21 protein-coding genes and 1 pseudogene are annotated in these 19899 nt (G+C 61.2%); 11 read left to right on the plus strand and 11 right to left on the minus strand.

What is annotated here, in order from left to right:
* Positions 1–12: 12 nt before the first annotated feature.
* The 7 genes from xylG to ACA047_RS16485 all read left to right on the plus strand — a co-directional run bounded on the left by xylG (position 13) and on the right by ACA047_RS16485 (position 5684).
* A complete protein-coding gene (gene xylG, locus ACA047_RS16455; RefSeq protein ID WP_497351016.1) occupies positions 13–1569 on the plus strand; it encodes a D-xylose ABC transporter ATP-binding protein in 1557 nt (518 codons plus the stop codon).
* On the plus strand, positions 1570–2706 hold the full coding sequence (locus ACA047_RS16460; RefSeq protein ID WP_497351018.1) for a sugar ABC transporter permease: 1137 nt from the start codon (positions 1570–1572) through the stop codon (positions 2704–2706).
* A 447-nt stretch (positions 2707–3153) separates the two neighbouring features.
* Positions 3154–3435, plus strand: a complete 282-nt coding sequence (locus ACA047_RS16465; RefSeq protein WP_497351020.1) for a fructose-bisphosphate aldolase — start codon at positions 3154–3156, stop codon at positions 3433–3435.
* Positions 3436–3656: 221 nt separating this feature from the next.
* Positions 3657–4043, plus strand: coding sequence for a MerR family transcriptional regulator (locus ACA047_RS16470; protein ID WP_497351022.1), 387 nt, complete (start codon positions 3657–3659; stop codon positions 4041–4043).
* A gap of 70 nt (positions 4044–4113) precedes the next feature.
* Entirely contained in the window at positions 4114–4518 is a 405-nt protein-coding gene (locus ACA047_RS16475; RefSeq protein WP_497360390.1) for a carboxymuconolactone decarboxylase family protein, read from the plus strand.
* A 266-nt stretch (positions 4519–4784) separates the two neighbouring features.
* The gene (locus ACA047_RS16480; RefSeq protein WP_497360392.1) at positions 4785–5303 is read left to right on the plus strand and encodes an isochorismatase family protein; all 519 of its coding nucleotides are present in this window, start codon (positions 4785–4787) and stop codon (positions 5301–5303) included.
* Positions 5304–5363: 60 nt separating this feature from the next.
* Positions 5364–5684 (plus strand): isochorismate lyase, encoded by a 321-nt coding sequence (locus ACA047_RS16485; protein WP_497351024.1) that lies wholly within the window; start codon positions 5364–5366, stop codon positions 5682–5684.
* Between the two features lie 186 nt (positions 5685–5870).
* On the opposite strand, the gene ACA047_RS16490 is transcribed toward ACA047_RS16485, so the two are convergent.
* From ACA047_RS16490 to ACA047_RS16505, 4 genes are read right to left on the minus strand one after another with little or no spacing between them, the layout of a single operon-like run.
* A complete protein-coding gene (locus tag ACA047_RS16490) occupies positions 5871–6092 on the minus strand; it encodes a formate dehydrogenase subunit delta (RefSeq protein ID WP_497351026.1) in 222 nt (73 codons plus the stop codon).
* The gene (gene fdhF / locus ACA047_RS16495) at positions 6089–8965 is read right to left on the minus strand and encodes a formate dehydrogenase subunit alpha (RefSeq protein ID WP_497351028.1); all 2877 of its coding nucleotides are present in this window, start codon (positions 8963–8965) and stop codon (positions 6089–6091) included. Before fdhF ends, ACA047_RS16490 begins: the two co-directional genes overlap by 4 nt.
* Positions 8962–10521 carry a formate dehydrogenase beta subunit gene (locus ACA047_RS16500; protein WP_497351029.1) on the minus strand — a complete coding sequence of 520 codons (1560 nt, stop codon included), beginning with the start codon at positions 10519–10521 and terminating at the stop codon, positions 8962–8964. Before ACA047_RS16500 ends, fdhF begins: the two co-directional genes overlap by 4 nt.
* On the minus strand, positions 10515–10997 hold the full coding sequence (locus ACA047_RS16505; RefSeq protein WP_497351031.1) for a formate dehydrogenase subunit gamma: 483 nt from the start codon (positions 10995–10997) through the stop codon (positions 10515–10517). The genes ACA047_RS16500 and ACA047_RS16505 overlap by 7 nt, the downstream gene beginning before the upstream one ends.
* Before the next feature lie 376 nt (positions 10998–11373).
* Between ACA047_RS16505 and ACA047_RS16510 the strand changes: the two are divergent.
* Positions 11374–11538: pseudogene (locus ACA047_RS16510) on the plus strand (IS21 family transposase); the annotation flags it as partial.
* 204 nt (positions 11539–11742) lie between these two features.
* Here the strand turns inward: ACA047_RS16510 and ACA047_RS16515 are convergent.
* The 5 genes from ACA047_RS16515 to ACA047_RS16535 all read right to left on the minus strand — a co-directional run bounded on the left by ACA047_RS16515 (position 11743) and on the right by ACA047_RS16535 (position 15648).
* Positions 11743–12141, minus strand: coding sequence for a nuclear transport factor 2 family protein (locus ACA047_RS16515; protein WP_497351033.1), 399 nt, complete (start codon positions 12139–12141; stop codon positions 11743–11745).
* 89 nt (positions 12142–12230) lie between these two features.
* Complete coding sequence (locus ACA047_RS16520) at positions 12231–12851, minus strand: NADPH-dependent F420 reductase (RefSeq protein ID WP_497351035.1); 621 nt, start codon at positions 12849–12851, stop codon at positions 12231–12233.
* A gap of 113 nt (positions 12852–12964) precedes the next feature.
* Entirely contained in the window at positions 12965–13906 is a 942-nt protein-coding gene (locus ACA047_RS16525) for an SDR family oxidoreductase (protein ID WP_497351037.1), read from the minus strand.
* 85 nt (positions 13907–13991) lie between these two features.
* The gene (locus ACA047_RS16530; protein WP_497351039.1) at positions 13992–14960 is read right to left on the minus strand and encodes an SDR family oxidoreductase; all 969 of its coding nucleotides are present in this window, start codon (positions 14958–14960) and stop codon (positions 13992–13994) included.
* 52 nt (positions 14961–15012) lie between these two features.
* Positions 15013–15648, minus strand: coding sequence for an NADPH-dependent F420 reductase (locus tag ACA047_RS16535; RefSeq protein ID WP_497351041.1), 636 nt, complete (start codon positions 15646–15648; stop codon positions 15013–15015).
* Positions 15649–15808: 160 nt separating this feature from the next.
* On the opposite strand from ACA047_RS16535, the gene ACA047_RS16540 reads away from it, so the two are divergent.
* On the plus strand, positions 15809–16261 hold the full coding sequence (locus tag ACA047_RS16540; protein ID WP_497351043.1) for a winged helix-turn-helix transcriptional regulator: 453 nt from the start codon (positions 15809–15811) through the stop codon (positions 16259–16261).
* Between the two features lie 388 nt (positions 16262–16649).
* Here the strand turns inward: ACA047_RS16540 and ACA047_RS16545 are convergent, their stop codons facing one another.
* On the minus strand, positions 16650–17282 hold the full coding sequence (locus tag ACA047_RS16545; protein ID WP_497351045.1) for a class I SAM-dependent methyltransferase: 633 nt from the start codon (positions 17280–17282) through the stop codon (positions 16650–16652).
* Positions 17283–17545: 263 nt separating this feature from the next.
* Between ACA047_RS16545 and ACA047_RS16550 the strand changes: the two genes are divergently transcribed.
* Together ACA047_RS16550 and ACA047_RS16555 are read left to right on the plus strand one after the other, a co-directional pair.
* Complete coding sequence (locus tag ACA047_RS16550) at positions 17546–17671, plus strand: hypothetical protein (RefSeq protein ID WP_497351047.1); 126 nt, start codon at positions 17546–17548, stop codon at positions 17669–17671.
* A gap of 419 nt (positions 17672–18090) precedes the next feature.
* Positions 18091–19131, plus strand: coding sequence for an alpha/beta hydrolase family protein (locus ACA047_RS16555; RefSeq protein WP_497351049.1), 1041 nt, complete (start codon positions 18091–18093; stop codon positions 19129–19131).
* 64 nt (positions 19132–19195) lie between these two features.
* On the opposite strand, the gene ACA047_RS16560 is transcribed toward ACA047_RS16555, so the two are convergent.
* On the minus strand, positions 19196–19747 hold the full coding sequence (locus ACA047_RS16560; protein ID WP_497351051.1) for a cytochrome b: 552 nt from the start codon (positions 19745–19747) through the stop codon (positions 19196–19198).
* Positions 19748–19899: the final 152 nt, after the last annotated feature.

Here is a 19899-nt window from a genome sequence, read left to right on the forward strand (position 1 = left end):
CGAGCCCTCGTCATGTCCGACTACCTGCTGCAAATGAACGGCATCGTCAAAACCTTCGGCGGTGTCAAAGCCCTGAATGGTATCGACATCAAGGTCAAGGCTGGTGAATGCGTCGGCCTGTGCGGCGAGAACGGCGCCGGTAAATCCACGCTGATGAAAGTCCTGTCGGCGGTCTACCCCTACGGCACCTGGGACGGCGAAATTCTCTGGGACGGTCAGCCGCTCAAGGCGCAATCGATCAGCGAAACCGAAGCCGCCGGGATCGTCATCATTCACCAGGAACTGACCCTGGTCCCCGACCTGTCGGTGGCCGAAAACATCTTCATGGGCCACGAACTGACGCTGCCCGGCGGGCGCATGAACTACCCGGCGATGATCCACCGTGCCGAAGCCCTGATGCGTGAACTCAAAGTGCCGAACATGAACGTCTCGCTGCCGGTTTCACAGTACGGCGGTGGTTACCAGCAACTGGTGGAAATCGCCAAGGCGTTGAACAAACAAGCGCGCCTGCTGATTCTCGATGAGCCCTCATCGGCCCTGACCCGTTCGGAAATCGAGGTGCTGCTGGACATCATCCGCGACCTCAAGGCCAAGGGCGTTGCGTGCGTCTATATCTCCCACAAGCTCGATGAAGTGGCCGCCGTGTGCGACACCATTTCGGTGATCCGCGATGGCAAACACATCGCCACGACCGCCATGGCGGACATGGACATCCCGAAGATCATCACCCAGATGGTCGGACGGGAAATGAGCAATCTCTACCCCACCGAACCCCATGACATTGGCGAGGTAATTTTCGAGGCGCGCCACGTCACCTGCTACGACGTCGACAACCCCAAGCGCAAACGGGTCGACGACATTTCGTTCGTCCTCAAGCGCGGGGAAATCCTCGGCATTGCCGGGCTGGTCGGCGCCGGTCGCACGGAACTGGTGTCGGCGCTGTTCGGCGCCTACCCCGGCCGCCACGAAGGTGAAGTATGGCTGGAGGGCCAACCGATCGACACGCGCACGCCGCTCAAGTCAATCCGCGCTGGCCTGTGCATGGTGCCTGAAGACCGCAAGCGCCAAGGCATTATTCCGGACCTGGGTGTGGGCCAGAACATCACCCTGGCCGTCCTGGACAACTACTCGAAAATGACCCGCATCAATGCCGAAGCCGAACTGGGCAGCATCGACAAGGAAATCTCGCGCATGCACCTCAAGACCGCGAGTCCGTTCCTGCCGATCACCAGCCTCTCCGGCGGCAATCAGCAAAAAGCCGTGCTGGCGAAGATGCTCATGACCAAACCCCGCGTGCTGATTCTCGACGAGCCCACCCGAGGTGTGGATGTCGGCGCCAAGTATGAGATCTACAAGCTGATGGGGGCGCTGGCCGCTGAAGGCGTGTCGATCATCATGGTGTCCTCGGAGCTGGCCGAAGTGCTGGGCGTTTCCGACCGCGTGTTGGTGATCGGCGAAGGCCAGCTGCGCGGCGACTTCATCAACCACGAACTCACCCAGGAACAGGTGCTCGCCGCCGCGCTCAGCCATCCCGATGACCATAACAATAATGATCGGAAATCCGCGTAGATGAATCAGGTCAAACAACTCTTCACCCGCTACAAAATGCTCGCACTGGTGATCGCCGTGGCGGTTATCTGGTTGTTCTTCAGCTGGCAAACCGACGGCGGGTTTTTGACCCCGCGCAACCTCTCCAACCTGCTGCGGCAGATGTCCATCACCGGGATTCTCGCCTGCGGCATGGTGCTGGTGATCATCAGCGGCGAGATCGATTTGTCGGTGGGCTCATTGCTTGGCTTGCTGGGTGGCTTGGCGGCGATTCTCGACGTGGTTTATCACATACCGCTGTTGGCAAACCTGAGCCTGGTGGCTTTGTGCGGGTTGGTGATTGGTTTGGGCAACGGCTACATGACGGCCTACCTGCGCATTCCGTCGTTCATTGTCGGCCTGGGAGGCATGCTGGCGTTCCGCGGCATTCTGCTGGGGATCACCGGCGGCACCACCATTGCCCCGGTATCACCGGAGCTGGTCTACGTCGGCCAGGGTTATTTGCCCCACGCGGTTGGGACGGGCCTGGGCGTGCTGCTGTTCGCCTTGACGCTGTTCCTGACCTGGAAGCAGCGCCGCAATCGGGCCCTCCATGGCCTGGCGGCCCACTCACTGGTTCGTGACGTGCTGCGCGTGGCATTGATCGGCGCGGTGCTGGCTGGGTTCGTCTACACCCTCAACAGCTACGATGGCATCCCGGTTCCGGTGCTGCTCCTGCTGATTCTGCTTGGCGTGTTCAGCTACGTGACCAGCCAAACCGTATTCGGACGACGCGTCTATTCCGTGGGCAGCAACATGGAAGCCACGCGCCTGTCTGGCATCAACGTGCAGGCGGTGAAGCTGTGGATCTTCGGCATCATGGGCGTGATGTGCGCCCTCGCCGGCATGGTCAACACCGCGCGCCTGGCCGCGGGCTCACCCTCGGCCGGTAACATGGGCGAACTCGACGCCATCGCCGCCTGCTTCATCGGCGGCACCTCCATGCGCGGTGGCTCTGGCACCGTTTACGGCGCCCTCCTCGGCGCGCTGGTCATCACCAGCCTGGACAACGGCATGTCCATGCTCGACGTCGACAGCTACTGGCAGATGATTGTCAAAGGCAGCATTCTGGTGCTGGCGGTTTGGGTGGATGTGAGTACGCGGGCTGGGCGGCGCTAGTGGTTATGTCGCCACAAGGAATGTGAGTACCCTCTGTAGATGCTCAGTGGAGGTGACCTGGCCTTCCGAAAATCTCGTAGGAATTTACCTTCCGTGGCGAGGGAGCTTGCTCCCGCTGGGCAGCGAAGCGGCCCCAAACCAGCCACCTCGTTTCGCCAGGTATACCGCACGTGCCGGTTTTACGGTGGCTGCGCCACCGAGCGGGAGCAAGCTCCCTCGCCACAGAGGGCCGTGTGCGTCCTACAGATACGGGTAGTAACTACACGTCTAAAAGTAACAATGGGCGCCTTTTTGGCGTCCGACGTCATTTTATGGTGGCTGTGTGTGGGAGATCTTCGGATCTGCCGGGTTGCTCGTATCCTCGGTCTGCGAACCCGCGCACAGCTGCCACCTATTCGTTTCGCAGCGAATCGTAGTAGCTTTTTCTTTGATACGAGGAAAGTAACTATGCCCCTGAACCAACAAGATAAACGCTTTACCCCGCTCACCCAAACCGCCACCACCCACCCCGTCCTGCTGATCGACACCCACGCCCCACTGCCCGAGCTCCACGCCTGCGTCAGCGAACGTCTGCACGCCACGCTCGATTACCTGACCTTGATGGCCTGCTCCAGCCTGCGGGATTCAGCGACGAGCGACCTCAATACCATCACCAACGTCGCCCGGATCCTGGTGCAGGATGTGGCGGATGTGTTTGGTGTGATCGAACAGCGCGGGCTCGGAGGCTAAACACCCCCTTGTGGCGAGGGGATTTATCCCCGCTGGGTTGCGAAGCAACCCCCAAAACCAGGCACTGCGGTGCAACAGGTAACCCGCGCCGACCGGTTTACGACTGCTGCGCAGCCGCGCGGGGTGTCAACATGGCTGGGGAAACAGCTCGTTCTGGCAGACACAATCCGCCCTTTCAATTTGCTTGACTTAGAGTGCACTCAAACATTTACGGTGAGCTTATGAGCAAAAACTTGACGATCTCACAGGTGGCTAATCGACTTGATTTGAGCCCACACACAATCAGGTACTACGAACGGATAGGGCTATTTGACTCCGTTGGACGAAGGGGTAATGGCCATAGGGTTTTCGCAGAAAAGGACCTGCTTTGGGCAGAATTTCTGCTCCGGTTGAAAGCGACAGGAATGCCGATCCAGCAAATGCTTCGTTATGCCGAACTGCGCCGACAAGGAGACTCAACCCTGGCGCAAAGACGAGGATTACTTGAATTGCATCGCAAGGACGTGGAACTGCGGATAGGCCTGTTGAGCCAATCCCTGGAGGTTTTGGATAAAAAGATCCTTATCTATCAGCAACTCGAGAAGGAGGTGAACGACCATGATCCGTAAAGTCCCCCGTATCATCCGCTTACTGTCTGCCGCTTTGATTGGAGCAAGCGTCACAAGCGTAGCGGCCCCCTTGGAGGAGACTGACCGTCGAGAGCGTGGAGAGGCGGCTCTGACGCAGATTACTGGAGGTCCGGGTCAGGCCGTCGTTGACTCGTTGCAGGACATGGCGCCAGAGCTTGCCGATTGGATATTGAGCTTTGCATACGGTGATGTTTTCGCGCGTCCCGGGCTCGACTACTGTACTCGTGAACTGGCTACCGTTGCGGCTTTAACCGCATTGGGCAATGCACAACCACAGCTCAAGGTTCATATTGGCGGCGCGCTGAATGTAGGCTGTAAACCGGAGGCTGTGATTGATGTCATCTTGCAGATGACGGTATACGCCGGATTCCCAAGTGCACTGAACGGCATAACGGCTGCCCGTGAAGTCTTTGTTGCTCGAGGTATCAGCCTTAAAACCGTAAGCATCCGATGAAACAGCCTGGACCCTTAGAGCCCTTGCTTCATCGTCAGTTGGATATGGCAAGTCCACTACCCTCTTGTCAAATCAGGCGGATTACAGATACTGTCAGCCCTATGAAGAGTCCCCAGATAGCCTCGACCACCACAACCACGACCACCCAAGACGGGTCGTGCGAGGTGCTGTGAGTCAATAACACACGAATCTCAAAGGCCCGCCAGCGATGGTAAGGGCCTTTTCTTTTGCCCTTGCGTCGCTGGCTCAAACGCAAGGAAGACACTATGCATGCTCTGTTGATTCTCGATATGCAGGTTGGGTCGTTTCATGGTCCGGAAAAACCCTGGGCGGGTGAAGCGTTGCTAAACACTTTAAATGGCCTGTTGATCAAGGCTCGGGAGGCCGGCGCAACCATTTTTCTGGCTCGCCACATAGGTCCGCCCGGCTCGCCCATCGAATCTGGAAATCCATTGACGCAACTGGTGCAGGAACTGCGGCTGGAAGGCAACGAAGTGATCTTCGAAAAAAGCCGCCCCAATGCTTTTGCCATGACAGATTTGGCCGAGCGATTGAAGGCTTGTGGCGCTGAGGGTGTGGTTATCACCGGAATGAAGACCCAGTATTGTGTCGACAGCACTTGCCGCGCCGCTCGGGATCTGGGATTCGATGCCGTGCTGATCGCCGATGGTCATACCTGCTCCGACACACCCGTGTTGAAGGCGGATGTTATCGTCGCGCATCACAACGCAACCCTGGCGGGCCCCTTCTGCCGAGTCGTTCACGCCAAGGATTGGAGTTTCTAACTGACATCAGCAGATCGGCCCGGGTTGGGCCGATCATATTCAACACACGGAGTGATCTACATGGAAGTCTACAATCAGTTGCAACCCTCGGAATGCGCAAACATGGAGGACATCCGACGCGAAATCGATGCCCTTGATAAGACCGTTATCACGCTGTTGGGCAAGCGTTTTCAGTACGTGCTGGCCGCCTCGAAGTTCAAGACTTCGGCGACTTCGGTGCGTGCTCCGGAACGTTTCAAGGCCATGCTGGCGACACGTCGCGGGTGGGCCGAGGCCGAGGGCCTGAGCCCGGATGCAATCGAAAAAATGTACAGCGACCTGGTGAACCACTTCATTGCTGAAGAGATGAAGCACTGGACGGCTCATCAATCCGAGACCTGACCGAACCGTGGCGAGGGAGCTTGCTCCCGCTGGGTTGCGAAGCAGCCCCACAACCAGACGCTGCGGTGCAACAGGTGAATCGCGCTAGCCGGTTTACGACTGCTACACAGCCGAGCGGGGATAAATCCCCTCGCCACAAGGGTCCGCGTTCTCCCACAGATAAATCCCCGTGCCTTCCAGAGAACGCTAGGTCCCTCCTTCCGATTCCGTCAGCGCCGCCAGCACCAGAGGGTGCAAGACGGCGCTGGGCTGTTTCGTCTGCCAGGCCATCAACTCGCGACGCATGGCCGGGGTCCAGAAACTTTTCAGGTGCTGGCGCACGCTACTCACCGCCTGCACTTTGTCCGGTTCGCTGGCGAAGAACTGGGCAATCTGGTTGGCCATTTTGATCAGGCTTTCGGTGCTCATCGACGCACCTCGGCTTTCTCGGCATGTCGACGTTCCCTCAGCAGGCGCCCCTGCTCATCACTGAACGCCTGATAGCGCTTCTGCCATTCCGAGGGCTGGCTGACCCGCACGACCTCTACCGCCGTTACCTTGTATTCCGGGCAGTTGGTGGCCCAGTCTGAGTTGTCGGTGGTGATCACGTTGGCGCCCGATTCAGGGAAGTGGAAAGTGGTGTAAACCACGCCTGGCGCGACCCGTTCGGTCACTTTCGCCCGGAGCACCGTCTGCCCGGCTCGGCTGCCGATGCCAACCCAGTCGCCCTCGGCGATACCGCGGTTCTCGGCGTCGGTCGGGTGGATCTCCAGGCGGTCCTCCTCGTGCCAGGCGACGTTGTCGGTGCGCCGGGTCTGGGCACCGACGTTGTACTGGCTGAGGATACGCCCGGTGGTCAGCAGCAGCGGGTAGCGGTTGTTGACCTTCTCCTCGGTGGGCACGTAGCCAGTGAGCATGAAGCGACCCTTGCCGCGCACGAACTGGTCGATGTGCATGGTCGGCGTGCCGTCCGGTGCGGCATCGTTGCAGGGCCACTGCAGGCTGCCGTGGCGCTCCAGTTCGGCGTAGCTGACGCGGGTGAAGGTGGGCGTCAGGCAGGCGATCTCATCCATGATTTGCGATGGGTGACTGTAGTGCATCTTGTAGCCCAGGGCGTCGGCCAGGGCGATGGTGGCCTCCCAATCGGCCTTGCCGGCCAGGGGCTCCATCACCTTGCGTACCCGCGAGATACGGCGCTCGGCGTTAGTGAAGGTGCCGTCCTTTTCAAGGAAGGAGCTGCCCGGCAGGAACACATGGGCAAACTTGGCCGTCTCGTTGAGAAAGATGTCCTGCACCACCACACATTCCATGGCCGACAGCGCGGCGGTCACGTGCTGGGTATTGGGGTCGCTCTGGGCGATGTCCTCACCCTGGCAGTAAAGGGCTTTGAAAGTACCGTCCAGGGCCGCCTCGAACATATTGGGAATGCGCAGACCCGGATCCGGTTGCAGGGTCACGTTCCAGGCCTGCTCGAACTGGGCGCGCACTGCCTCATTGGAAATGTGCCGGTAACCCGGCAGCTCGTGGGGGAACGAACCCATGTCGCAGGAGCCCTGGACATTGTTCTGCCCGCGCAGCGGGTTCACCCCGACACCCTCGCGGCCGATGTTGCCGGTGACCATCGCCAGGTTGGCAATGCCCATCACCGAGGTGCTGCCCTGGCTGTGCTCGGTAACCCCGAGCCCGTAGTAGATGGCAGCGTTGCCACCGGTGGCGTAGAGCCGTGCAGCGGCGCGGATCTGCTCGACGGGCACGCCGCAAACCGGGCCCAGGACCTCGGGGGCGTTCTCCGGCAGGCTGACGAAGTCATGCCAACGGGCGAAGTCCGCCGCTTCGCAGCGTTCCTCGACGAAACGCTGATCGACCAGTCCTTCAGTGACAATCACATGGGCCAGCGCGTTGAGCATCGCCACGTTGGTGCCTGGACGCAGCTGCAAATGCAGTTCCGCGCGGGCATGGGGCGAATCCACCAGGTCGATGCGCCGTGGATCGATGACGATCAGCCGTGCACCCTGGCGCAGACGGCGCTTGAGCTGGGAGCCAAATACCGGGTGAGCATCGGTGGGGTTGGCGCCCATCACCAGGATGACGTCGGCTTTCATCACCGAGTCGAAATTCTGGGTGCCGGCGGATTCGCCCAGGGTCTGCTTGAGGCCGTAACCGGTGGGCGAATGGCAGACGCGGGCACAAGTGTCGACGTTGTTGTTGCCGAAGGCTGTGCGCACCAGCTTCTGCACCAGGTAAGTCTCTTCGTTGGTGCAGCGGCTGGAGGTGATGCCGCCGATGGAGTCGCGCCCGTACTTCAGCTGGATGCGGCGCAGCTCGCTGGCCGCATAGGTCACCGCTTCTTCCCAGCTGACTTCTTGCCACGGGTCGCTGATGTGCTTGCGGATCATCGGCTTGGTGATGCGGTCCGGGTGGGTCGCGTAGCCCCAGGCGAAGCGCCCCTTGACGCAGGAGTGGCCGTGGTTGGCCTGGCCGTTTTTGTCCGGGACCATGCGCACCAGCTGCTCGCCTTTCATCTCGGCGCGCAAGGAGCAACCCACCCCGCAGTAGGCGCAGGTGGTGACGACGCTGCGCTCCGGCTGGCCGATCTGCACCACGCTCTTGTCGATCAGGGTGGCCGTCGGGCAGGCCTGCACGCAGGCACCGCAGGACACGCACTCGGAGTCGAGGAAATTATCACCGCCGGCCGCCGTCACCCGGGAATCGAAGCCGCGTCCGGTGATCGTCAGGGCGAAGGTGCCCTGGATTTCCTCGCAGGCTCGCACGCAACGGTTGCAGACGATGCACTTGCTCGGGTCGTACTCAAAATAGGGGTTGGAGACGTCCTTGGCTTCAGCCAGGTGGTTGGCGCCCTCATAGCCGTAACGCACTTCACGCAGGCCCACCTGCCCCGCCACCGTCTGCAACTCGCAATTGCCGTTGGCCGCGCAGGTCAGGCAATCCAGCGGGTGGTCGGAGATGTACAGCTCCATCACATTGCGCCGCAAATCGGCGAGTTTGGAGGTCTGGGTACGCACCACCATGCCCTCGGTCACCGGCGTGGTGCAGGAGGCCGGATAGCCGCGCATGCCGTCGATTTCCACCAGGCACATGCGGCAGGAGCCGAACGCCTCCAGGCTGTCGGTGGCACAGAGCTTGGGAATGGTGGTGCCGAGCAACGCCGCGGCGCGCATCACCGAGGTGCCCGAGGCGACGCTGATTTCGCGGCCGTCGATGGTCAGGCTGACCTGCACGTCGCTTTCCCGTGCCGGGGTGCCGAAGTCGATATCACTGCTGGGATCAAAGATGTTGATCATTGGTCGGCCTCCGTGGTCGCCAGACCGAAGTCGGCGGGGAAATACTTGAGGGCGCTGGCGACGGGGTAGGAAGTCATTCCCCCCAGGGCACAGAGCGAGCCGTATTGCAGGGTCTCGCAGAGGTCCTTGAGCAGCAGGGCCTGTTCCTCGCGGGCGCCGGCATCGGTGCTGGCGATCAGGCGGTCCACCACTTCCACCCCACGGGTAGAGCCAATCCTGCACGGCGTGCATTTGCCGCAGGATTCCTCGGCGCAGAACTGCAAGGCGAAACGGGCCATGTGGGCCATGTCCAGGCTGTCATCGGCAACCACCACGCCACCGTGGCCGAGCATCGCGCCCATGGCCGCGAACGCTTCGTAGTCCAGCGGCGTATCGAACTGCGCGGGTGGCACCCAGGCCCCCAGAGGCCCACCCACTTGTGCGGCCTTCAGCGGCCGGCCGCTGGCGGTGCCGCCGCCATAACCTTCCACCAGTTCGCGCAGGCTCAGGCCGAAGGCGCGCTCCACCAGGCCGCCGTGACGGACGTTGCCGGCCAGTTGGAACGGCATCGTGCCCAGGGACCGCCCCATGCCGAAGTCACGGTAGAACTGCGCCCCTTTCTCCAAAATCACCGGTACCGAGGCCAGCGTCACCACGTTGTGAACCAGCGTCGGCAATCCGAACAGACCTTGCAGCGCCGGCAGCGGCGGTTTGGCGCGAACCGTGCCGCGCTTGCCTTCGAGGGATTCGAGCAGTGCCGTTTCCTCGCCGCAAATGTACGCGCCCGCCCCCACCCGAACCTCCAGGTCAAAGGCGCGGCCGCTACCGCCCACGTTCGCGCCCAAATAACCGGCCTCACGGGCGATACGCAGGGCGTCGTTCAGGGTGCTGATGGCGTCCGGGTATTCCGAGCGCACATAGATGTAGCCCATCGTGGCGCCCACCGCGATGCCGGCGATGATCATGCCTTCGATCAGCAGGAACGGGTCGCCTTCCATCAGCATGCGGTCGGCGAAGGTGCCGGAGTCGCCCTCATCGGCGTTACAAACCACGTATTTCTGTACACCCACGGCATCGCGCACGGTGCGCCACTTGATGCCCGCCGGGAACGCCGCGCCACCCCGGCCCCGCAGGCCAGAATCAAGAACGCTGGCCACCACTTCTGCACCCTCCATCTGGAGGGCCCGAGCCAGGCCCAGGAAACCGCCCTGAGCGCGATAGTCGTCCAGCGACAGCGGCTGGGTGATGCCGGCGCGGGCGAACAGCAGGCGCTGCTGGCTCTTGAGATAAGGGATTTCTTCCACCGGCCCCAGGGCCAATGGATGGCTGCCAGAATCACCTGCCAAGGCGTCAAGCAGGCTCGGTACATCTTCCGGCGTGATGGGGCCGAAGCCAAGCCGGCCATCGGCGCCTTCAAGCTCCACCAGCGGCTCCAGCCAATAGAGGCCACGGGAACTGGTGCGGCGCAGCTCCAGCGGCAGTTGCCGACGTTCGGCCTCACGCGCCAGCGCCACAGCCACCTTGTCCGCGCCCACGGCACGGGCCACCGAATCGCGGGGAATGTAGATCGTCAGCATGCGCCATCCTCCATGCAGCCATTCACCAGTTGGCGCAGGCGTTCGGGGGTGAGCCGCGCATGCAGCTCACCGTCCAGCTCCAGGGCTGGCGAGCAGGCGCAGGCGCCCAAGCAATAGACCGGCCGCAGGCTGATGCTCCCATCGGCGCTGGTGCCGTGGTCGTCCAGCGCCAGTTGCTCACGCAGCTGCGCAGCCAAGCGTTCAGCCCCCATGCTCTGGCATGACTCGGCCCGACACAGGCGCAAGGTATGGCGTGCGGGCGGCGTGGTACGAAAATCGTGGTAAAAGCTGATCACCCCGCGCACTTCAGCCTGACTCAGGTTGAGGGCATGGGCGATGTGAGGGACGGCGGCGTCGGGGATGTACCCGCAGCCTTCCTGGATGGCGTGGAGGATCGGCAGCAAGGCACCGGGGGGGTCTTTTTCGCGCGCCAACACGCTGTGAATCAAGGGCAGGTGAAGCGTCTCATCAGGCATAAACATACCTCGGCATCTCGAACGCCACCGCCGCATAGCGGCAGCCGTCCGGAGTCTTGGCTGCGGCGCCGGGCCACGTCACGGAGCGTGGTTAATCCGATCGCCATCCTTGCTCTCCGGCCGGGTGTCTTGGCGCACCTGGTCCGGGGCATCTTTACAGCTTGCCACTCCGGGGGGTTGGCGATTGCACCCAGGCGACTCAACGTGTTCTGAAAGCGACTTGGGGTGAATAAGTCGCCCCTTCCCCCACGGATTGGTCATTCACAACCGATTGTAGGCTACCTACAGTATTAGCAGTGATGGGGAGCTATCGGCCAATAGCTGCCGTTCAAATGACTGAAAATCAGGGGCGATTCATTGCGATTCTAGTGCGCGTTTGCGCGCTTTTGTACCGCTGATGTTTTCGCTCGGTGAAGCCTTTCAATTTGACTGGAGCGAAGAAGGGCTGCTGATCGGTGGCCTGTTTCGACGCATCCAGGTCTCCCACATGAAGCTGTGCGCCAGTCGCGCATTCTGGTTGGTTGCATACCCTAGAGCTGGTGCTTGAGTCGGGAAGTCTGAGCGACGATCACATCTTAAATGTTCTCGCCCGGCTCACCGCGCACCATAAATGCCCTGCCGCATGCCTGCATGCGGTGGGGCCCGATGCGTCTTCAACTAGGACACTACTGCTAAGCTTATCCACAATTGCTGGGACAAAAATCAGCAATCCGCCCTGGGTCAATTTTCAATCAGCGCCAACAGCTCACGCCATCTCGGAGGACCGTGCCAGTGCTTGCGTGTCGATATATTCGCGGATGTTTGTCACTTTGCCATTCCGAACAGTCATGGCGAAGACAAAATGGTCCTCGAACGTCCTGTTCGTGGCCTTAACTTTCCCCGTGGCGAACCCGACCATCAGAACCCGGTCTCCCTGCGCTACAAATTCGGGGGGCTGCGGGAATGAAGTTTCCATTTCGCAAGCCTTCTGAAGCAAATCCGCCAAGCCCTGGTGCCCGCGGTGCGTGCCGGCCAGAGGCCAGTCCTCGCCCGGAATGATCCACTCGATATCTTCGGCAGACAACGCCAGCAGACCTGGCTTATCGCCGCGGCCCATGGCTGCAAAAAAATTCTTCACAGTCTGGACATTCTCTTGTGTGCTCATCGAAATCTCTCCATTTCCTTTGCCTAGGATCGTGTCCGATCTAATCGGACACGTTGTGGGCCTGCTGGTGAGGACGTGGTGTCGGTGATTCAGCCGATATCGACATTCATGGCGATGTCCCAGGTGCCGGCGCCGTTTTTAGCCAGGCCGATCATCATCAGACCGAGCCACTCGAGCGTCTGGGCCATCTGCAGGCCGCCGACATCCAACGGACGCAGCCCGAGACTCTCGAGGAAGGTCGAGACGCGCGCCTTGGCGTGAGCATCGTCCGCCGCGATGAACGCGTCGAGGCGTTCATCCTTGGCAAGTACTTGGCCGAAGAGGGTATTGAACGCCTTGACGACATGCGCGCTGGCCGGGGCGCCCTTGGCGATCTCCTGCGCACCGGAACTGCCGTGGGGGGTAACGAGGCCCGAGAGATCGAGAGCAACCGGGTTGGTGATATCGATGATCACCTTACCGTCGAGCGCTTTCCCAAAGTCGGCCAGTACCGCCACCGCACTGGTGTACGGCACGGCGAGAATGACGATGTCGCCCGCCGGAGTGGCGCCGTAAGTCCCTGTGATCGCTCCGGATGCGAGCTTGTCGGCAAGCGCCTGCGCCTTGGCGGGATCGCGGCTGACCACCTCGACGGTGTATCCGGCCTTGGCGATACGGCCGGCGACCGCCGTGGCCATGCCTCCCGAACCGATGATGCTGATAGTGCTCATGTGCAGTCTCCGTTCTGAAATCAGGTATTTTCCATCTTTTCTGGACGGGTTACGCCGTCGCGGCTTGGCCACCCGCCGGGCGCAGTACGACCCGGCGGTGTGCCGTCACCTCATCAGTCGGCCGGGAAGTAATGACCGTTATCAAGATCTGCGAAGAGTCCGGGCTGGGTCGGTTCCCAGCCAAGAACCCGGCGCGTGATGGCGTTCGATGTCGGGGTGTCCAGCGTGACCAGATTCGCAAGGAACCCGAAGTAGCCAGGCAGCATCAGCACGTCCGCGGGAATAGACACGGCCGGCAGATTCAACCGGCTGGCAATGGCTTCGGCGATCTGGCGGTACGGGACAGCCACGTCGGCGATTGCATGCCAGCTTCTGCCCGCGGCGCCTTTCTCCAGCGCCAGGCGAAACACGGTGGCGAGGTCACGGGCGTGCACGGCCCCCCAACGGTTGGCACCGTCTCCGGGGTAGCCGACAACACCCTTTTCCTTGGCCAGCCCGATCAACAGCGCAAGGAAGCCGGCGTTATCGGTGGAGCTGTGCATGATCTCAGGGATCCGCACGATCGAAGACCGTATGCCCTTTTCGGCGAGACCGATCACCGTGGTTTCCACGATGTTCCGAACCCGCAGGGTATTCTTGTACGGATCGCCGCCGGGAAGGGGCGGATCCTCCTCGGTGGCCGGCCGGCCCAGGCCCTCCCACCCGGGCGAGCCGACGCTTCCAGACGCGACCAACGGCTTTCCGCTTCCGGCCAGTGCTTCGCCATAGGCGAGCATGATCTCAAGCTCCGCGGCCGCAACGGCGTTGATCCCGCCGGTTGGAATCAGGTCCTGCCGGTGCGCGAGGTGAATGACGCCGTCCGAGGCTGCGGCCGCCTCCTTGAGCCCGTCGAGATCCTCGAGATTGCCGCGACGTACCTTGGCGCCGAGCGCAGCAGCCTGCGCCGCGGCCGTGTCGGACCGAGCCAGGGCAGTGACCTCATGGCCGGCGGCGATAAGATCGGAGATGATGTACGGACCGGAATGGCCGGTGCCGCCGGTAACAAAAACGTGCATATGCGTGCTCCTCGTGGGTGATGGGGTGCGGGAAAAGGTGCTAAGGGGACTGTGCCGGACGCATTTGCGATCCAGCGCCCCGCCGTCAGCTCAAGTCAGTCGGCGGAAAGTAATGGCCGTTGTCTAGGTCCTCGATCAGACCGGGCTGAACGGGGTCCCAGCCAAGAGCCCGGCGGGTGATGGCGTTCGACGCGGGGAGGTCTAGCGTGGCCACTGCCGCCAGGAACCCAAAGTAGCCCGGCAGCATCAGTTCGTCCGCGGGGATGCTCACGGCGGGTATTCCCAGGCGAGCTGCTATAGCCTCGGCGATCTCGCGGAACGAGATTCCCTCGTCGCCGATTGCGTGCCAGGTTTTGCCTGCGGCCCCCTTCTCGAGCGCCAGGCGGAACAGAGAGGCAAGATCGCGGACATGCACGGCGGGCCACCGGTTCTTGCCGTCACCCGGATAGCCGGCGAAACCCTTTGTTTTCGCGAGCATGATCAGCTGCAGGCGACCGGTCGCACTGTGTAAGAGAGTGGGAATCCGCACGACCGACGCTCTAACACCTCGCTCGGCGAGGCCCATGACGGCGATTTCCACGATATTGCGTGCCAACAGAGTGCCTGAATCGATCGGGCCGCTAGGTAGAGCGGGATCATCCTCGGTCGCCGGTCGGCCCAGACTGACCGGTGCGCCGATAGGCGCCGCTCTGCCCACGTTCATGGGCGTGCCGATACTGCCTGCAACGACCAGTGGCTTATCCGTGCCCGCCAGCGCCTCGCCGAACGCGAGGACGGTCGCGAGTTCCGATTCGACTAAGGCGGCGATCCCGCCGGACGGAAGCAGTTCGGCCCTGTATCCGAGGTGGATGACGCCGTCGGACTCGACCGCCGCCGCCTTGAGCCCTTCGAGGTCGGCAAGATCTCCACGACGCACCTTGGCGCCGAGCGCATACGCCGCTGCCGCGGACGCGTCTGACCTTGCCAGAGCGACGACCTCGTGGCCGGCTGCGATGAGGTCGGGGATGACGTACGAACCGACGTGACCGGTGCCGCCAGTGACGAAAACGAGCATGTTATTGGCCCTTCTGAGCAGTGTGATACGAGACGTGCTGGTGCGCGTGCGATCAGCCAGGAAGGCTGACGCCGATCGCGAAATTGGTGTTTTTGACCGAGTGGGTCATGAGGCCCAGCGACAGCAGGCAGACGTGCTCCAGCGTTCGAGCCATAAGCAGCGGCCCAGTATCCATCGGGCGCAGTCCGAGGCTTTTGATGAACGCCGAGACGCGTACCTTCGCCTGCGCGCCGTCCCCGGCGATGAACACGTCCAGCGGGTGGCCCTCGACCGGACCGTCGGCCAGGACGTGGGAGAAGTGGGTGTTGAACGCCTTGACGACTTCTGCGCCGGCAGGGGCGACTTTGGCGATCTCCTGTGCGCCGAAACTGTCCTCAGGGGTCACAAAGCTCGTGAAGTCGGGGGCGACGGGGTTGGTGATGTCAACAAGAAGCTTGCCTGCCAGTGCTTCGCCGTATTGCTTCACCACGTCGAGAACGGCGGAGTAGGGAACCGCCAGGATGACAATATCCCCAGCCGGCGCAGCGCCGAACGTTCCTGTCGTCGCGCCGGCTCCGACCTGCTCGGCCAACGCCCGCGCCTTGGCGGCTTCGCGACTCATCAACTCGACGGTGTATCCGGCCTTGGCGGTAAGGCCGCCGATCGCTGCGGCCATGTCACCTGAGCCGATAATGCTGATAGTGCTCATGCGCAGTTTCCTTGCAGGTATGGGGTTGATCATTCTTAGGCTGCTGGTGCGATCCGGCGAACTCACTCAATGTACGACCCATGCTGATCGCTTTACTTGCAAAAAACAAGTGATCCACAGGGTTTTACTTGCGACATGCAAGCGATGCTAAGATCCAGCCATGAAGACAACTTTTAAAGAAGACTTTCGATCCCATTGCGCGGTGAACTACGGCGTGGAGATCTTCGGCGACCGGTGGTCGCTCTTGATCATTCGCGACATCGTTTTTGTTGGAAAGAAGACGTATGGCGATTTCCTGAAATCGGAAGAGGGAATCGCGACCAATGTTCTTGCTTCTCGACTTGCCTTTCTTGAGGAGCAAGGCGTTCTCTCGAAGGCGCCTAGCCCCGACGACAGGCGCAAGGACTTTTACACTTTGACCGAGAAGGGCCTGGACCTCATTCCTATTGTGATCAGCATTGTGCTCTGGAGCGCGAAGCATGATTCGAAATCGTACGTGCGGCGCCGCGAGGAGTTTGTTGCTCGATTAAGTCAAAACCCCGTGCAGGTGAGCGAGGAAGTGAAGGCGCTGGTCCGCAATGGCGGGTGCATCTTTCCCGAGATTAAGGAATGAACCAGACGGCAAGCAAAAACGAGGTCAGAAACCTCGCGACCAGAATGGTCTTGTCCGAGCCACCCGGTCGACTGGCACTGACAGAAATCACGAGCTGAAATAGGCATGCTGAGCTTCTTTGGTGAGGAACCGGCCATGCGCCCAAAGCCACGACCTGAACTCCACGGCATTCCCGGCATGTGGACCAAAGTAGCGATGATCGCCAGCCCGGCTTTTTGCTGACGTGGGTCGCCAGCGCCATCTGCCATACCGGTTGAATAGCGTCTTGCTCGGCGTCCTCGCAGCTGTGCGTCCGGCCTTCGAAAGCTCAACGGGGAGGCCAGAACGCTACTACCTACCTTCCTTCGTCCCACTTGACTGACGGACATGAAGACGGCGTCGTGACCTGTCAGGGCTTCACGAACCGATAGGCGAAGCGATCGGTCTCGCCCTTGATGGCGGGATCGAACACCTTGATCGAGTGCGGATCGTCCTTGTTCGCGAGCAGGGTGCTTTCCGCGTCCAGTACGAAGCCGGCCGCTTCCACCTCCTCGCGAACGGATGCGGGCTCAATCCGATGCAGCGACTGGGCATCGCTCGTGCCCGCCCCGATGGCGGCGGCGTGGTCGACGATGACGTAGGACCCACCAGGCTTCAGCTGCTCATAGACGGCTCGATTGAAGTCGGCGGCCGTGGCGCCCCTGGCCTGCATCAGCGCGGTGTGGAGATCGTGGTAGAACAGGTGCAGCCACAGGACATCCGCGGGTTGCGTGGCCTGCGGCATCGCGACGAGATCAGCGGAGACGGCTTCGACATTCTCCCGGCCCGGCTCCTTCGCGAGCGTCTGCATGCTGCCGAGCGGATCGTTCTTGAAGTGGGCGACTTCGGCCGGCACAAAGCTGTAGACCCGTCCTTCGGGTCCCACGGTGTCGGAGAGCAGACGGGTCCAGTCGCCGTCGCCTGGGTAAACGTCGATGACGGTGGAGCCTGCATCGACGCGTGCGAACCGGAGCAACTCGGATAACTTGGATGTGTCGTACATGGGGATCTCCTTTACGGCTGGGTATTCGGCGAGCGCGCGGCGTGCGAGTGACGATCCAATGCTGATCTGATCTCTGATCCACCGTCTACCCCAACCCGGGGAACTGCCAGGATGACCATGTCCCCGGCCGGGGCTGCGCCGAACGGTCCTGTCGTCGCGCTCAACGTGCAAACGATGCTAGTTTCATTACTTGCAAAACACAAGTTACTTGCGATAGGCAAGCGATGTCTGACGCGGACCGACTACAAAGAAGTGCCCCGCGCGTGGACTACACGCTGACCCTGCTCGGTCGCAGCCTGGCTGACGCAATCATCCCGCTGTGCACCTGGGGAACCGAGAACGCGGCACAAATGGCAAGCATCTTCGCCAAGCGCAACACTTTGCCCTAGCAGGATGCTGAAAAACCGCTGAGTTGGGCGACGCTCCACATTCGTGTGAGGGCGGCAGGTTTAATTCTTCCGATCTGACTGTCAGGATGCGTGGTTTAGGCGCTCTGGCACATGTTTTAGACGAAAGCTGAAGGTTCGCTTCTGGTCCAGAGTGTGTAAAAACGCTTAGTCAAAATTGAAGTCTGCGCTTCTATGTGAAATCTGAAGTTTATCGGCTGGTTGGCAGACCTGGATTTTGCGTATATGCGCGACTTTCAACCCTGATTTGGGCGCCAATCTCGCTGAAAAACGTTTTTACACACTCTGGGCCGATAGCCACCTATCGCAACAAACCGCAAGCAGCCAAACGCATTCGTTCCGCCTGGCGAGCCCCCGTGAGTTAAGCTGATGAGCCCATCTAATCAAGGAAGATAACTACATTGAAAACAGCTCTCGGCGCACTGCTTCTAATCTGCCTGATCACCCGCGCACTCGCTGACGATACCCCTATCGGCTTCCAGGCTTCTACGCTGCCAGACCCGCATAATGACCGCCCGTTGGAGATGGTGGTCTGGTATCCCAGTGCAAGCACCTCCACACCGCAGTTGATCGCCGACAACCCGGTGTTTGTCAGTGCCCTGGCCGTCCGCAACGCGCCACCGGCTGCCGGCGAGCATCCATTGGTGGTGCTCTCCCACGGTTTCGGGGGAAATTGGCGAAACCAGACGTGGCTGGCCAGTGCACTGGCCCATAAGGGTTACATCGTGGCGGCGGTCAACCACCCCGGTACTACCAGCCAGGACCGTAGCCCTCAAGCCGCGGCGCAGTTATGGCGGCGGCCCGCCGACCTCAGCCGTGCCATCGACGCGGTCATGGCCCAGCCGGAACAATTTGGCGTGGTCGCAAAGCGTCGAATTACAGCAGTGGGCCATTCACTTGGCGGCTGGACCGTCCTGGAAATCGCCGGTGCACGTTTCGATCCCAACCGTTTTGCCCAGGACTGCAACGCCCACCCGCAGTTGGCCAGTTGCACCGTTTACCAACTGATCAACCCCGAAGGCACCCCGGAATCGAAGGCCCGGATGGGCGCTGACTTGAGCGACAAACGCGTCACCGCCATTGTTTCATTGGACCTAGGCCTGTCACGCGGGCTGACCGATGCGAGCCTTGCGGCGCTCCCGGTCCCGACACTGGTGATCGCGGCAGGCGCGCGGTCTGAAGAGCTTCCCGCGCAGATGGAGTCCGCAAACTTGGCCAAACGGCTGCCCCCAGCGTCGACACGCTACGTCGAGATCAGCGATGCCAGCCATTTCAGTTTTATGGCGCAGTGCAAACCCGGCGCGGCGGCGTTGATCGAAGAGAACTCGCCAGGCGATGGCATCATTTGCGGGGATAGCGACGGCGCTCGCCCACGTGAATTGATCCATCAACAGATTACATCGCTGGTCACCGAGTTTCTGGCGCAGCCACTTCCCAACTAAATGGTTAACCCACTGTCTGGGAACTACCGCTATGCCATTAGCGGACGCTCACTGCCACCTGCATTCAAGACCGATTTCGCCCCGGCAACATCCGAGCAAGGGTATCGTCCCCCACCCAATAATGATGGTACAAACCAGCCGCCGCGTGCAGGCCGATCAACCAATAGCCGCTGCTGCCGAGCAGTTCGTGCCAGTACTTGAGCTGCTTGGCCAGGTCTGGGTCCACCGCCACGGGTGCGGGCAGGAAGAAGCCGAAGTACGGCACCGGTTTACCGCCGGCCGCCAGCATCAGCCAGGCCAGCACTGGCGTCGCGATCATCAGGCCGTACAGCGCCAGGTGCATCAGGTGCGAAACGCCGGTCTGCCAGGTCGGTGGTACGGGTGTGATCGGCGGGCGCGGTGTCAGGCGCCCCAACAGGCGGACCCAAACCAGCGCAAAAATGCTCAGCCCGAACAGCCCGTGCAAGCCAAGGAACAGGCTGCGTACACTGCTGCCACGGGGCAGCAGGCCTTTGATCTCGATGCAGGCATACACGCCGACGAACAGTGTCAGCATCAACCAGTGCAAGGTAATTGATAATTTTCCATAACGGTTTACGGCAATCTCGCGGGTCATAGTGCGCCTCGTGAATGTCTGAGCGACTGCCAACTCATTTGGCAGCCCCGATTCGGCTACCGCGAATCGACGCCGCCAACCTGCCAATAAAGTCTTAAGACAGTCTGAAGGCCGACGGTCAATTACCCTTTTTTCACCTTCAGACTTCGTTA

It is taken from the genome of Pseudomonas sp. LBUM1664, assembly GCF_059695895.1.

Excerpts from the sequence above, each read along its gene's own strand:
- ACA047_RS16540 (WP_497351043.1), top strand. The coding sequence starts at position 15,809 with ATGAAGACAACTTTTAAAGAAGACTTTCGATCCCATTGCGCGGTGAAC.
- xylG (WP_497351016.1), top strand. The coding sequence starts at position 13 with ATGTCCGACTACCTGCTGCAAATGAACGGCATCGTCAAAACCTTCGGC.
- ACA047_RS16535 (WP_497351041.1), bottom strand. The coding sequence starts at position 15,648 with ATGAGCACTATCAGCATTATCGGCTCAGGTGACATGGCCGCAGCGATC.
- ACA047_RS16515 (WP_497351033.1), bottom strand. The coding sequence starts at position 12,141 with ATGAGCACACAAGAGAATGTCCAGACTGTGAAGAATTTTTTTGCAGCC.
- ACA047_RS16460 (WP_497351018.1), top strand. The coding sequence starts at position 1,570 with ATGAATCAGGTCAAACAACTCTTCACCCGCTACAAAATGCTCGCACTG.
- ACA047_RS16520 (WP_497351035.1), bottom strand. The coding sequence starts at position 12,851 with ATGAGCACTATCAGCATCATCGGTTCGGGAGGCATGGCCACGGCGGTC.
- fdhF (WP_497351028.1), bottom strand. The coding sequence starts at position 8,965 with ATGATCAACATCTTTGATCCCAGCAGTGATATCGACTTCGGCACCCCG.
- ACA047_RS16560 (WP_497351051.1), bottom strand. The coding sequence starts at position 19,747 with ATGACCCGCGAGATTGCCGTAAACCGTTATGGAAAATTATCAATTACC.
- ACA047_RS16500 (WP_497351029.1), bottom strand. The coding sequence starts at position 10,521 with ATGCTGACGATCTACATTCCCCGCGATTCGGTGGCCCGTGCCGTGGGC.
- ACA047_RS16470 (WP_497351022.1), top strand. The coding sequence starts at position 3,657 with ATGAGCAAAAACTTGACGATCTCACAGGTGGCTAATCGACTTGATTTG.
- ACA047_RS16480 (WP_497360392.1), top strand. The coding sequence starts at position 4,785 with ATGCATGCTCTGTTGATTCTCGATATGCAGGTTGGGTCGTTTCATGGT.
- ACA047_RS16490 (WP_497351026.1), bottom strand. The coding sequence starts at position 6,092 with ATGAGCACCGAAAGCCTGATCAAAATGGCCAACCAGATTGCCCAGTTC.
- ACA047_RS16465 (WP_497351020.1), top strand. The coding sequence starts at position 3,154 with ATGCCCCTGAACCAACAAGATAAACGCTTTACCCCGCTCACCCAAACC.
- ACA047_RS16525 (WP_497351037.1), bottom strand. The coding sequence starts at position 13,906 with ATGCACGTTTTTGTTACCGGCGGCACCGGCCATTCCGGTCCGTACATC.
- ACA047_RS16545 (WP_497351045.1), bottom strand. The coding sequence starts at position 17,282 with ATGTACGACACATCCAAGTTATCCGAGTTGCTCCGGTTCGCACGCGTC.
- ACA047_RS16530 (WP_497351039.1), bottom strand. The coding sequence starts at position 14,960 with ATGCTCGTTTTCGTCACTGGCGGCACCGGTCACGTCGGTTCGTACGTC.
- ACA047_RS16505 (WP_497351031.1), bottom strand. The coding sequence starts at position 10,997 with ATGCCTGATGAGACGCTTCACCTGCCCTTGATTCACAGCGTGTTGGCG.
- ACA047_RS16485 (WP_497351024.1), top strand. The coding sequence starts at position 5,364 with ATGGAAGTCTACAATCAGTTGCAACCCTCGGAATGCGCAAACATGGAG.